Source organism: Nocardioides nematodiphilus (genome assembly GCF_020216525.1).
Lineage (GTDB): Bacteria > Actinomycetota > Actinomycetes > Propionibacteriales > Nocardioidaceae > Nocardioides > Nocardioides nematodiphilus.
This window is the reverse complement of sequence record NZ_JAIWOY010000007.1, coordinates 199,341-213,096: the sequence shown is the minus strand read 5'-3', so window position 1 is coordinate 213,096 and position 13,756 is coordinate 199,341. Positions and strand designations below refer to the sequence as shown.

General features: G+C 71.6%; 8 protein-coding genes and 1 riboswitch. Of the genes, 5 read left to right on the top strand and 3 right to left on the bottom strand.

Annotation, left to right across the window (positions count from 1 at the left end):
• Positions 1-716 precede the first annotated feature (716 nt).
• The 3 genes from KSO98_RS13305 to cbiE form a co-directional block, all read right to left on the bottom strand.
• On the bottom strand, positions 717-1,454 hold the full coding sequence (locus KSO98_RS13305) for a LolA-like protein (protein ID WP_225286097.1): 738 nt from the start codon (positions 1,452-1,454) through the stop codon (positions 717-719).
• A gap of 1,148 nt (positions 1,455-2,602) precedes the next feature.
• Positions 2,603-5,245, bottom strand: a complete 2,643-nt coding sequence (locus KSO98_RS13300) for a diguanylate cyclase domain-containing protein (RefSeq protein ID WP_225286096.1) — start codon at positions 5,243-5,245, stop codon at positions 2,603-2,605.
• Positions 5,246-5,342: 97 nt separating this feature from the next.
• Positions 5,343-6,551, bottom strand: a complete 1,209-nt coding sequence (cbiE, locus tag KSO98_RS13295; RefSeq protein ID WP_225286095.1) for a precorrin-6y C5,15-methyltransferase (decarboxylating) subunit CbiE — start codon at positions 6,549-6,551, stop codon at positions 5,343-5,345.
• A 63-nt stretch (positions 6,552-6,614) separates the two neighbouring features.
• A riboswitch (cobalamin riboswitch) is annotated at positions 6,615-6,746 on the top strand.
• Between the two features lie 41 nt (positions 6,747-6,787).
• On the opposite strand from cbiE, the gene KSO98_RS13290 reads away from it, so the two are divergent.
• From KSO98_RS13290 to nicT, 5 genes are read left to right on the top strand one after another with little or no spacing between them, the layout of a single operon-like run.
• Positions 6,788-8,716 carry a VWA domain-containing protein gene (locus tag KSO98_RS13290; RefSeq protein ID WP_225286094.1) on the top strand — a complete coding sequence of 643 codons (1,929 nt, stop codon included), beginning with the start codon at positions 6,788-6,790 and terminating at the stop codon, positions 8,714-8,716.
• A 2-nt stretch (positions 8,717-8,718) separates the two neighbouring features.
• A complete protein-coding gene (cobO, locus tag KSO98_RS13285; protein WP_225286093.1) occupies positions 8,719-9,333 on the top strand; it encodes a cob(I)yrinic acid a,c-diamide adenosyltransferase in 615 nt (204 codons plus the stop codon).
• Complete coding sequence (gene cobBC, locus KSO98_RS13280; RefSeq protein WP_225286092.1) at positions 9,327-11,756, top strand: bifunctional hydrogenobyrinic acid a,c-diamide synthase/histidinol phosphate aminotransferase CobBC; 2,430 nt, start codon at positions 9,327-9,329, stop codon at positions 11,754-11,756. The genes cobO and cobBC overlap by 7 nt, the downstream gene beginning before the upstream one ends.
• Positions 11,753-12,700, top strand: coding sequence for a cobalamin biosynthesis protein (locus tag KSO98_RS13275; protein WP_225286091.1), 948 nt, complete (start codon positions 11,753-11,755; stop codon positions 12,698-12,700). The genes cobBC and KSO98_RS13275 overlap by 4 nt, the downstream gene beginning before the upstream one ends.
• Positions 12,697-13,752, top strand: a complete 1,056-nt coding sequence (nicT, locus tag KSO98_RS13270) for a Nickel transporter NicT (protein ID WP_225286090.1) — start codon at positions 12,697-12,699, stop codon at positions 13,750-13,752. The genes KSO98_RS13275 and nicT overlap by 4 nt, the downstream gene beginning before the upstream one ends.
• The last annotated feature ends 4 nt before the right edge of the window (positions 13,753-13,756 follow it).

The following is a 13,756-nucleotide window of genomic DNA, read 5'->3' as shown; positions in this document are numbered from 1 at the left end:
CTGACCGCCTGACACCTCATCGAGGAGAACGCAGCGCTACACCACTACCTGGGACTTGACCGGGGCATGTTCTTCGCGTACCTCAGAAACCTTTGGGTAATCATCGATAACGCACTCGCGTTACGACGCCACCAACGCGTCGTCGGGCAGCCGGCAGGTCGTGATCCCCACGTTCTTAGCCCTGTGCCGCCTGGGTTAGCTCCGACAAAGCCGGTCCTTCGACGCTTCGTCCCAGTCGCGGCGACAACTGTGGCCGTCGGCCTGCTCGTCGCGTGGGCTTCGGCGGCTGCGGTCGCTCCCGATTCGCCAGCTCCGACTGACGTGCCGCCTGCGGATCGACCGACTCCCGCGGTGGCCATAGGTGAGTGCTTCACCCGCGCCGGTTTTCAGATTGCCTGCGATGACCCAACGGCTGCCGTCATCGTCATAGGGCAAGTGCTGGCCGCCTCCGCGTGCACAGCTCCGCAGCAGGCCGTGACGGTGGAACAGAACACGTATTGCGTGCTGGTTAAGAACTGATGGCGCCGCCGTCGAGATCGTCAAGCTTGTGCGAGGAGCGGCCGAGGCGCCACCGAGGCTGAGCAGCACCGGCCAACTCGCCTCCAAGGCCGCGTCCGGAGCGCGGCGGAATGACTCACGTCTCGACACGGCTCATCGCGGCAGATCCGTGTGAACGAGTTGTGCCAATAACGGCAGGCACGACGTGACACGGACCGTTACGCCAGAGGTCCGAAGATCCCTTCACCGACCGGCTCATCGAAGGCGATGTCGAGATACTCGACGATCTCGGCCGGCTCTCCGCCGACGAGCTTGGCGATCCGCATGAGCGTTGACGTTTGCTGGTCGACGCAAAGCATGAAGTCTCTGCCTCCGCTGGTCATGTCGAAGACCTCCGCCCCGGGGAGTGTCTCGTCGTAAGCAGCCGGATCCTTAGGGGTCGCGACGACCAGGTCGCAGAGGCGCCCCGCGACCGTCTCGGTTGTGCCCGTAGCGCTCAGGTCGAAGCCGTCCGGGACGGCGTTCGGCCTGAGTAGAAGCACGAAGTCGGCTCCTCCATGAGTCGAACGGGGGTCGCCGTCGTTGGTCAGGACGTCGTCGTCCTTGCGGGCCCAGAACCACGGTTCGTCGACGACCACCACATCCGCCATCCACTGCTCGCCTGTGCGGGAAATGGCTTCGGCGCGGCGGCGTCGACCGTGTTCGGCGGCGCAGACGCGCAAAACGTGCTCGACCCCGGACTCGTCACCGGCTCCCTGGTCTTCACGACCAGCGGTGACCACGAAGGACGTTGCGCCGTTCTGCCCGGTGTCGGCCGCTTCATCGATGTGGTGCCAGTCCATGAACGCCTGGGTGACGAGCGCTTGGTCTCGCCAGGTTCGGAAGACGCCGCGCACGGTGCTCCACCGGCCGTCCGCAGCTCGCAGACGTGCAGCGACCGCCTCCTGTTCGACCATGGCCCGAGAATAAGACAAGCGATCCGAGGAACTGCTCCGTTCCGACGCTGCACGTACCCCGACGGGCCGCGACGAAGGCGTCGACGACTGACGTGGTCGTCGGGCCGGCTTAACCCGCGCTTTTGAGCCTCCGGCAGCTCGAGGCTGCCGCTGCCCGCTCGCGGCGGAATGACGCACTCGCAAGGCGCTACGTCGCCGCAGGTGTAGTCGGCTTTGGTCGGCGCTGGATCTCCCGCGGTGTTGTCGTCGGCGGCGAGCTAAGGCGTCAGATACTTGAAGAAGGGCTCGTTTCGCAGCCAGGTGTTGATGGCTTCCGCGTGAGGGGCGGCGACTTCGTCGGCCTCCGGACCGCCGGGAGCGGTATCGGCCCAATGTCGGGCGACCCATTGGGAGGCCTCGCCACCAGGGTCGCTCCGGGGATTGAGTCCGTCCCAGCGTTTGCGTAGCAGTCGGACCAGGAACGGGAGCCTGCCTGGATCGCCTTCCGCATGTCGGAGAAGGTAGACCAGCATGGTCAGTGTGTCGGAGGGGACGCTGCCTCGCCGACCTGGCCGCTTCATCGTACTTGCGAGACGTGCAGCCATCTCGTCCCAAACTCCGTCGCGACCGCATGCGGCCAGTACGACGATGGCTGAGTCGCGGGTTCCGGCATCAGTTGAGTGGAAGCCGCGCACGAAGTCCTCATGTGCTGCTTCACCGCATCGACGGGCCAAGCCATGTAGGGCGGAGCACCGCAGATCACTCGTGCCAGGTCCCGACGCGTCGAGCGCACGGCGGAGCGCCGCATCCCCGTCGGGCCCAGACACCTGACCCAGTGCGGCCGCGACGAGGACCTTCTCCCACGAACCGTCGCGGGATTCATCAAGCATCTGAGCCAAAAGCGAATCCGCGTGCGGGTCACGCTGGGCGTCATCTATAGCCTGTTCTCGACCGGCCTCCGATCGTCGGCGCAATCCGGTGAAGATGGCCGCGTGATCGCAATCGGTACTCACGTACGCAGCATGCCTTAGTCGCGTGAGCCGTACATGCATCTGATAGCCGGAGACGGGATGCCCGCCGGGGCGCCGATCGCGGCGAAGCGACGCACGCGTACCGGGGCGGGTCCGCGATGTGCGCAGTCGCCCGGTGTCGCGCCCACCGACGGTTGCTCAGCCTGCGTGGCTCTCCTGGTGCAATGCCCAGGACCCGCGGCGGGCGGCCTTCGCTCGGTACATCGCGTTGTCCGCGTCCCGGAGGAGCGCGGCGCCGCTGGCGCGGCCGGGGAGCGCGATGGCGATGCCGACGGTCGCGGTGACGCCGACCGGTCCGCCCGGGAGCAACACCGGCTGGGCGATCGCCTGCTGGATCCGCTCCACGATGCCGAGGACCGTCGGGAGGGAGCCGGTCTGCAGCAGGACGACGTACTCGTCCCCGCCGAGGCGGGCGGCGGTGTCGTGCGGGCGGATGGCGCCGCGCAGTCGATCCGCGACCGCGACGAGGACGGTGTCGCCTGCGTCGTGCCCGCGGGAGTCGTTGATCTCCTTGAAGCCGTCGAGGTCGAGGAACAGCACCGTCACGCCGTCGTCGCTCGGGGCGCTCAGCTGCCGCGGCGTCGCGTCGAGCGCTGCCGCGAGCCGTTCGGCGAGGAGCGCTCTGTTCGGCAGGCCCGTCAGCGCGTCGTGCAGCGCGTTGCGGCGCAGCTGCTCCTCCAGCACCTTCCGGTCCTCGATGTCCGAGAGCGAGCCGACGATCCGATGCGCTGCCTGACCAGCGGTGCGTACGGTGATCGCACGGCAGTTGATCCAGCGGTAGCGGCCACTCGACGACCGCATCCGGAGCTCGACCTCGACGGGGGTGTCACCCGCTCGGTCCGGAGACAGGGCGGTGCGCGCCAGGTCGCGATCGTCCGGGTGAACGGCGTCGAAGAGCAGGTCGACCCCCTCCTCGTCAGGACCACACCCGAGCATCTGGCGGCACCGGGCCGAGTAGTACGACGTGTCCTTCTGCAGGTCCCACTCCCAGAGCCCGTCGTCGGTGGCGCGGGCCGCCACGGTGTAGCGCTCCTCGCTCGCCCGGACCTGCTCCACCAGCCGCTCCTGCTCGAAAGCCACGGCGAGCAGCGCAGCCCAGTGGTTGTACGAGCCCCTCGCATCGATCGACTTCGAGTCGATCCAGCCGATCACCGCGAGGACGCCCCAGTCCGTGTCTGCGGTACGGACCGGGATCACGAACGCCACCTCGCCGGCGGGGGCATCGGGCAGGCCGAGCATCTCGCGGCTCGGGAAGTCGCTCACCGCGACGGCGGTGCCGACAGCGACCGTTGACCCGGACAAGGAGCCGGCCGGGTCGTAGACGCCGGCGATGCGCAGCGGGCTGCTGCCCGGCGCACCGTCCCACAGGGCGAGGCAGCCGACGCGTACGGGCGTCGCGGCCATCCAGGCCAGTGACCTCGGGTCGACCCCGCGACGGTCCAGGAGGCTCATCCCCACGGCGTACTGCTCGAGGATCGTGTGCTCGAGCCGGGCGCTCTCCTCCATGCGTACGCCCGTGTGGGCGAGCCAGAGCGCCGAGGTCGCGCGCAGGACCATCCGCTCGGCTCGGGCCCGCCCGGTCGCGTCGAGCGCCGCTCCTGTCGGATCCTGCAGCTCCTCGAGGCGCTCGCCCAGCGCAAGGACGATGCGCTGCAACGCCTCCGGCGTCGGGCTCACGGCCTGCAGCCGGGCCACCGCCTCATCGAGCGCCGTGGTCACCGTGTCCTCCGCACCCGACAGGGCGGCGTCCAGCGCCCGCTTGAAGGCGAGTGCACCCCGCTCCAGCTCGAGCGTGGACCCGGCGGCGCGCTCCGCTGGGGACTGGCCGGGCCAGAGGGCCTCGTGCAGACGCGCGACGAGCCGCGCGGCGCTGCTTCCGGTGACGTCCTGTGGCCCACTCTCCGCGGTGCGACAGCCGCACGAGGTGCGTACCACCAAGTGGGCCGGCGCGACCTGCCGGCCTGCCGGCATCGGCTCGCCCCGCACCTCGGCGAGGATCAGGCGTGCCGCGAGCGCGCCGACGCCGTCGGACCCCTGGTTCACCGTGGTGAGGACGGGATGCGTCGTCGAGGCGGGCTCGATGTCGTCGAACCCGACGACCGCGAGCGACCGCACCGCCGGGTCGGGGGAGTCGCGCAGCTCCTCGAGGAAGCCCAGCGCGTTGCGGTCAGTGGCGACGACGACGGCCGTGACCGGCACGCCCGCCTCGACCAGCAGGCGTGCCGCGGCAGCGCCTCCGGACTCGCCGTTGTTGCCGGCCGCGAAGACGTGATCGGGGTCCGGATCGATCCCGTGAGCACGGAGAGCCTCCTGGTACGCGGCGAACCGCTCGACCATGTCGGTCTGCTCGAGGCTGCCGACGAAACCGATCCTCGAGTGGCCATGGACGCCGACCAGGTGCTCCACCGCGGCGCGGATCCCGCCGGCGTTGTCGGACATGGCCGAACGGCAGTCGAAGCCCTCGATCTGGTAGCCGCCGAGCACGACCGCCTTGCCCGCGGAGCGAAGCGTCTCGAGGAAGGGGCGGCGTACGGAGGCGGCCAGAGCGATGACGCCGTCGACGTGGTCCATGGCCGACGGCGTCGCGAACGCCGGAGCGCCCAACGCCTCGTCGCCGCTTCTGCCTGCGTCGAGCGTCTGCAGCAGCACGACCTGGCCGCCGGCCGCCGCGACCTCGCGGGTGATGCCGCTGAGCACCCGGCCGAAGTAGAAACCGCCCGTGACCGGCGACAGCACCGCGATCGTAGGCCCGGGGCCCCAGGAAGCCCGGTCCACACTCATGTGACGAGTATCTCAACCGAGGGGCGTCGGCGCGGCGATTACCCGAATCCTGAGCACGTTCGGCGACAAGACTCGGGGACACGTGTGAGGTCAGCGCTCAGCGGCGCAGCGCCCACTGGGTGACGGCACGGGCGGGCGTCCAGCCGGTGAAGGTGCCGACGGGTGCCGTGGTCTCGACGGAGATGCGGGTGAGCTCGCCGCCGTGCTCCTGGTACAGCCGCGCGAGCAGCTGCTCGGTCTCCAGGGTCACGCCATGGACGACCAGTCGGCCACCGGGGCCCAAGGCGGACAGGCACGCATCGATGACGCCGTCGCGGGTGGCGCCGCCGCCGATGAAGATCGCGTCCGGCGCCGGCAGCTCGGACAGCGCGGCGGGTGCGCGGCCCTCGACCACCATCAGACCCGGCACGCCGAGACGTGCGGCGTTGCGCCCGATGCGCTGGGCGCGCTCCGGCGACGACTCGATGGCGACGGCCGTGCACGTGGGGTGGGAGCGCAACCACTCGATGCCGACCGAGCCGGCGCCGGCGCCTACGTCCCAGAGGCGCTCGCCGGGCACGGGCGCCAACCGGGCGAGGGCGGAGGCGCGCAGGTCGCGCTTGGTCAGCTGGCCGTCGTGCTCGAAGCAGTCGTCGGGCAGGCCCGCGACCCAGCCGCCGAGCGCCGGACCGACACACGAGATGGTGACGATGTTCAGCCTCGGGAACTCGTGGCGCAGCACGGTGTTGACCACTCGCGCCGCCTGGTCGAAGTGCTTCGTGGTGTGCTCCGGCCCGCCGAGGTCGCCGTGCACGGTGAGGGCGCTGTCGCCGTACCCGCTCTCGTCCAGGATCGCCGCGATCTGTCGCGGGGTCTCCTCATCCGAGGACAGCGCGATGATCCGCCGGCCAGGGGCGAGCTCGCGGCGCAGCAGGTCGACCGGGCGCCCGACGAGCGAGACGACGGCGCACGACTCCGACGACCACCCCATCTCGGCGCGCGCCAGCGCCACCGACGACACGCCCGGGATGACCTGGACGTTCTCGCGGCCGAGCAGCTCGGTGAGCGTCGTGCCGATGCCTGAGACGTACGGATCGCCGGAGGCCAGCGCGACGACCTGTTGCCGAACGCCCAGCGAGCTCAGGAACGCGGGCAGCGCCTCGCGCAGGGGCGTGGGCCACAGCTCGCGGCGCTGTCCCGCGACCTCCGGCAACAGGTCGAGCTGGCGTTGCGCGCCCACGACGATCGGCGCTGTCTCGACGACCTCGCGCATCCGATCCGGGAGCCCGTCCCAACCGTCAGCGCCGATACCCACCACGATGATCACGCGGCCAGACGCTATCGTGACTGGCGCAAGGCGAGAGGTGCCCCAACGGCTCAGCCATCGGAAACGGTGGTGAAGGCGGGAGGGGAGAATCTGGGAAGCCGGTGAGACTCCGGCACAGGCCCGCTGCGGTAAGCCCGGCTCTGATCCGTCAGAGACCGAGTAAGTCCGAAGACCGGCCTCCCGCCTGAACCATCCGACATCAGGTCGGCTGGTCGAATCGAGCGGGAGCCTCACCTATGCCACTGCATTTCCCCTTTTCTGCCGTCCTCGGCTGCGATCTCGACGCGCCGGACGGACTCGATGACATGGGCCTCGCGCTCGTGCTCACCGCGATCGCCCCGGAGATCGGCGGCGTCCTCGTCCGCGGTGAGAAGGGCACGGCCAAGACCACCACCGTACGAGCGCTGGGCGCGCTGCTGCCGCCGCTCGTCGAGCTGCCCATCGGTGCCACCGAGGATCGGGTGATCGGCTCGATCAAGCTCGAGTCGGCGCTGGCGCACGGCACCGTGGAGGTCGAGCAGGGATTGCTGGCCCGCGCGCACGGTGGGTTGCTCTACGTCGACGAGGTCAACCTGCTGCACGACCACCTGGTCGACCTGCTGCTCGACGCCGCTACCTCGGGTCGGGTCACCGTCGAGCGGGACGGCATCTCGGTCGAGCACGACGCGCGCTTCGTCCTGATCGGCACGATGAACCCCGAGGAGGGCGAGCTGCGCCCGCAGCTGCTCGACCGGTTCGGGCTGACCGTCGAGGTCGCCGCGCCGCGCGACCCGGCGTCACGGATGGAGGTGGTCCGTCGCCGGATCGCCTTCGACGCCGAGCCGGCGAGCTTCATTGACCGCTATGCGGCCGCCGACAAGGAGCTGCGCGAGCGGATCCTCGAGGCCCGGGCGCAGATGGGCGACGTGCTGCTCGGCGAGGCCGCGCTGCTCACAATCGCCGAGGTCTGCGCGGCCTTCGAGGTCGACGGCCTGCGTGCCGACATCGTCACCGCCCGCACCGCCGTCGCGCACGCCGCCTGGGCCGGTCGGGCGTCGGTGACGAAGGCCGACATCCGGCGCGCTGCGCTGCTCGCGCTGCCGCACCGGCGACGCCGCAACCCGTTCGACGCGCCCGGCATCGACGAGGAGCTGCTCGACCGGATCCTCGGCGACGACGAGCTGCCGCCGGAGCCCGAGCCGGATCCGGGACCGCCGATGGACGGGCCGACAGACGCCCCGACGGACGGCCCGCCGGATGGCTCACCGGATGGGCCGGCGAGCGGGCCGGGGGAGACGCCCCAGCAACCACCTGGCCAGGGCGCGGACGAGGGCCTCGATACAGGCGATAGCGCGCCTCACTCGGCCAACGAGGCCCCGGCCAACGACGCCCCGTCCACAGTCGCCTCGTCCGCTACGCCGTACCGCCCCCGGCTCCTGAAGGTCGACGGCCTCGGCAGCGGGCAGGCCGGGGGGCGCAGCCGCGCGATCGGCAGCACCGGACGTCGGGTCGGCGCCCGCCCCGCCACCACCGGGAGCCTGCATCTGGTCGAGACCCTCAAGGCCGCGGCCCAGCACGGACGCCGCACCCTCCAGGTCGAGGACCTCCGCGTCGCGGTCAAGGAGGGCCGCGAGGCCAACCTCGTGCTGTTCTGCGTGGACGCGTCCGGCTCGATTGCTGCACGCAAGCGGATGTCGCAGGTCAAGGCCGCCGTCCTGTCCCTGTTGATGGACGCCTACCGCCGCCGGGACAAGGTCGGGCTGGTCACGTTCCGCGGCGACGGCGCCGCCCTCACGCTCCCGCCGACGCACTCGGTCGAGATCGCCGCCGCGCGCCTGGACGAGCTGCCCGCAGGTGGTCGTACGCCGCTGGCCGAGGGCCTGCTCGAGGCGGCCCGCGTCCTGCAGCGTGAGCACCTGCGCGACCCGCGCCTGCGACCGCTGCTCATCGTGGTCACCGACGGGCGCGCCACCGCCGGCAGCGGTGCGGTCGCGCGCAGCCGACAGGCGGCGCAGTACGTCGCCGGCCTCGGCGTCACCACCGTGGTCGTCGACTCGGAGTCCGGGCCGATGCGGATGGGCCTGGCCGCCCAGCTCGCCGCCCTCCTCGAGGCCGAGCACCTGCCGATCAGCGACGTCAGCGCCGAGGCCCTGACGAGCGCCGCTCGGACGCGGAAGGTGGCCTGAGCATGCCGCAGGGAGTCCCGGCCACCGTCCCCGACGACGGCCTCACCACCCGACAGCGGCGCAACCGGCCGTTGCTGATCGTCCACACCGGCGAGAACAAGGGGAAGTCGACGGCGGCCTTCGGGCTCGGGCTGCGCGGCTGGAACCAGGGCTGGAACGTCGCGGTCTTCCAGTTCGTGAAGTCCGCCAAGTGGAAGGTCGGCGAGGAGAGCGCGTACGTCGCCCTCAACCGGATCCACGAGGAGACCGGCCAGGGCGGCCCGGTGCAGTGGAACAAGATGGGTGACGGCTGGTCGTGGTCCCGCAAGAAGGGTGACGACGAGGACCACGCCCAAGTCGCGCGCGACGGCTGGGCCGAGATCAAGCGGCGGATGCTGGCCGAGGAGCACGACCTCTACATCCTCGACGAGTTCGCCTATCCGGTGAAGTGGGGCTGGATCGACGCGGCCGAGGTCGCCGACTTCCTCGCGCACCGCCCCGGGCATCAGCACGTCGTCATCACCGGGCGCAACGTCGCGCCCGAGATCATCGAGGTCGCCGACCTGGTCACCGAGATGACCAAGATCAAACACCCGATGGACGCCGGCCAGAAGGGTCAGCGAGGCATCGAATGGTGACCCGGCTGCCTCGGCTGGTGATCGCCGCGCCCTCCACCGGGCAGGGCAAGACGACGGTCGCGACCGGGCTGATGGCAGCGCTGCGCGCCGACGGCCTGGCTGTGAGCGGCCACAAGATCGGGCCCGACTACATCGACCCCGGCTACCACGCGCTCGCGACCGGGCGCCCGGGTCGCAACCTCGATCCGCACCTGGTCGGCGAGGAGCGGATCACCCCGCTCCTGCTGCACGGAGCCCGCGACGCCGACATCGCGATCATCGAGGGGGTGATGGGGCTGCACGACGGCCGGATCGGCACCGACGGCTTCTCCTCCACGGCCCACGTCGCCCGCCTCACCCGTACGCCCGTCGTGCTCGTCCTCGACATCGGCCGGATGTCGCGCTCGGCAGGAGCGATCGTCGCCGGCGTCGCTGCCTACGACCCCTCGATCGAGGTCGTCGGCGTGATCCTCAACCAGGCCGGCTCGGCACGCAACGTCGAGGAGGTGCGCCGCTCCATCCGCGGCCTGCCCGTCCTCGGGGTCATCCCGCGCGACCCGCACCTCGCGACCCCATCGCGCCACCTCGGGCTGGTGCCCGCGGCCGAGCGCGAGCAGTCCGCGGCCACGATCGAGCGCCTCGGCGCACAGGTCGCCCAGCATGTCGATCTGGACGCGATCAAGGCGCTCGCGCAGCGTGCGCCCGCTCTGGGGTCGGCGTCCTGGGAGCCGACCGACCACGTACGCCCACCGGCGCGCGCCGGCGAGCACCGTTCCGTCGTGGCCGTCGCCGGCGGTCGCGCGTTCACGTTCCGCTACGCCGAGACCGAGGAGCTGCTCGTCGCTGCCGGCTGCGAGGTCGTCGCCTTCGACCCGCTCGTCGACGCCGCCCTCCCCGCCGGCGTTCAGGGGATCTACCTCGGGGGAGGCTTCCCCGAGGTGTACGCCGCCGAGCTCGCCTCCAACCGGGCACTGCTCGCCGACCTGCGGGCAGCGGTCGCGGCCGGCGTGCCGACGGTCGCCGAGTGCGCCGGGCTGCTCTACCTGGCGCGCTCGCTGGACGGCGTGCCGATGGCCGGCGTCCTGCCGATCGAGGCGGCGATGAGCAGCCTGACGCTGCGCTACCCGGTCGCGAGATCGGTCGGCGACACGCTGCTCACCCGCGCGGGCGAGCAGGTCAGCGGGCACGAGTTCCACAAGACGCAGACCAGCGCGGCCACGGACACGGACGGCAGCCCGGCCTGGGAGATCGACGGTGAGCGGGTCGGCTTCGCCACGCCGACCCTCCACGCCTCGTACCTCCACACCCACTGGGCCGGGGCTCCGCAGCTCGCGCAACGCTTCGCCGATGCGGTCCACGCCGCCGCGCCACACCGCCGGGTGCCGTTCGCGCCCGAGGCGACCGCGCCGACCGACGCATTCCGGGACCCGCTGCGCCACCACGGCGACACCGAGACCGGTGAGGCGATGCTCGACTTCGCGGTCAACGTCTTCGACGGCCCCCGGCCGGCATGGCTCGAACGGGTCCTGCACGAGGCGATCGACGCCTCCGCCAGCTATCCCGACGCGCTGCTTGCAGCCCGGGCGATCGCCCAGCGGTACGGCCGCCGCCTCGACGAGGTCCTGCCGACGGCAGGCGCGGCGGAGGCGTTCACCCTCATCGCCCGATCGCGCGACTGGCAGCTGCCGGTGGTGGTGCATCCGCAGTTCACCGAGCCCCAGGTCGCACTCGAGCAGGCCGGGCACAAGGTGACCGAGGTGCTCTGCCGGCCCGAGGCCGGGTTCGCGATCGAGCCGGCCGCCGTGCCCGACGAGGCGGACCTGGTCGTCATCGGCAACCCGACCAACCCCACCGGCGTGCTGCACCCACGCGAGACGATCACCGCTCTGTTGCGACCCGGGCGGGTCGTCCTGGTCGACGAGGCGTTCATGGACGTCGTCGCCGGTGAGACCGCGTCGCTGCTGCGCGAGCGGCACCGTGGCCTGGTCGTTGTGCGCAGCCTGACCAAGCACTGGTCGATCCCCGGCATCCGAGCCGGGTACGTCGTCGGCGACCCCCAGGTCGTCGCCGGCCTCCGCGCCCAGCAGACACCGTGGTCGGTCTCCGGGCCGGCGATCGCCGCGACCGTCGCCTGCCTGCGCGGGCAGGCCGCCGACGAGGCCCGCTCCCGCACCGACGCCATCGTCCGCTGGCGTGCCGAGCTGACCCGTGGGCTCGACGCGCGGGGCATCGAGCACATCCGGTCGCAGGCATCCTTCGTGCTGGCCCGGCTCGGTGCCGGCACCCGCGAGCGGCTGCGGAGCCACGGCATCGCGGTCCGCCGCGCGGACACGTTCCCCGGTCTCGACGACACCTGGGCACGGATCGCCGTACGTCCGCCCGACCGCACCCGGAGGCTGCTGACCGCGCTGGACGCTGTCGCACCCACCGGAGCGACGCGGTGAGGGCGGCACGGAGCACGGGGCTGCTGCTCGGCTTCGCGGCGGACCGATGGCTCGGGGACCCGAGCCGCCTGCATCCAGTGGCCGGCTTCGGCACGATCGCGGCCGCGCACGAGCGGGCGATCTACGCCGACGACCGCCGCCGTGGCGCCGTCCACGCGGCCACGATGGTCGGGGGAGCGGTCGCCATCGGCGCCCTGTGCGAGCGCACGACGGCACGGCACCCGCTGGCCCGGACGACGCTCACCGCGATCGCCACCTGGGCCGTGCTCGGCGGGCGCAGCCTCGAGCGCGAGGCCGACGCCGTGCACGCCCATCTCGCGCGCCCGGACCTGCCGGCCGCCCGGCAGCGGCTGACCCATCTCGTGGGTCGCGACATCGACGCTCTCGACGAGTCGCAGGTCGCGCGGGCAGTGATCGAGTCGGTCGCGGAGAACACCTCCGACGCCGTCGTCGCGCCGCTCGTCTGGGGTGCGGTCGCGGGCGTCCCGGGCCTGCTCGGCTATCGCGCGGCGAACACCCTCGACGCGATGGTCGGGCACCACAACGCCCGCTACGAGCACTTCGGCTGGGCCAGCGCGCGCCTCGACGACCTGGTCAACCTGCCCGGGTCGCGGCTCGCCGGTCTGCTGGCGAGTGCTCTCGGGGGCGACGCCCGTACGGCCCTCCGCGCGTGGCGGCGCGATGCGCGCCGGCACCCCAGCCCCAACGCCGGCGTGGTCGAGACGACCTTCGCCGGCTCCCTCGGTGTCCGTCTCGGCGGCACCAACACCTACTACGGAGCCAGTGGTGCGCCCCGGGTCGAGGAGCGGGCGGTGATGGGTGACGGCCGCGCACCCGCGCCGTCCGACATCCCCCGCAGCACCCGGCTCGCGCGGCGCGTCGGCTGGGGCAGTGCCCTGGTCCTCGCCGCGACCGTCGCTCTCATCGAGGAGATCCGCTCGTGACGCTCTCATCCTGGAAACGGCGCGACTGGCTGCAGGCAGCCGGCCTGCTCGGCGTGGTCGCCCTGCTGCACCTGGTCGGCTTCGGCATCCTGCTCGGCGCGGTCGGGCCGCATCACTACACGCTGGGCGGGCAGGTCTTCGGCGTCGGCCTCGGCGTCACCGCCTACACCTACGGCATGCGGCACGCCTTCGACGCCGATCACATCGCGGCGATCGACAACACCACCCGCAAGCTCCGCGCGGATGGCCACCGGCCCAAGTCGGTCGGCTTCTGGTTCGCGATGGGGCACTCGGCGACCGTCTTCGGGCTCGCCGTGCTGGTCGCGGTCGGCGCCCACGCCGTCAGCACGCTCTCCGACGACGACTCGCGCACCCACGAGACGCTCAGCCTCGCCGGCACGCTCAGCTCCGGGCTCTTCCTGGTCCTGATCGGGCTGCTCAACCTCGCTGCGCTCGGCGGCATCTGGCGGGTGTGGCGCGGCCTGCGCCGCGGCGAGTACGACGAGTCGCAGCTCGAGGCGCACCTCGACGGCCGGGGGCTGATGGCCCGGGTGCTCAGCGGTGCGACCCGGGCGATCCGGCGCCCCTGGCAGATGTTCGCCGTCGGCCTGCTCTTCGGCATCGGCTTCGACACCGCCACCGAGGTCTCGCTGCTGGTGCTGGCCGGCTCCGGTGCCGCGACCGGCGTGCCCTGGTACGCGATCATCGTCCTGCCGCTGCTGTTCGCGGCCGGGATGAGCCTGCTCGACTGCCTCGACGGGCTCTTCATGAGCGTGGCGTACGACTGGGCGTTCCTGCGTCCGGCGCGCAAGGTCTACTACAACCTCACCATCACCGGACTCTCGGTAGCGGTCGCGCTGCTCATCGGCCTGATCGAGCTGATCGCGGTGCTGCACGACCGCGCCGGCTGGGAGAACTGGTTCACCGACCCGATCAGCGAGATCAACCTCAACAACGTGGGCTTCATCGTCGTCGGGATCTTCGTGGTGGTCTGGGCCGCCGCGCTCGGCTACTGGAAGCTCGCCCGCGTCGAGGAGCGCTGGCCGGCCTGAGCGG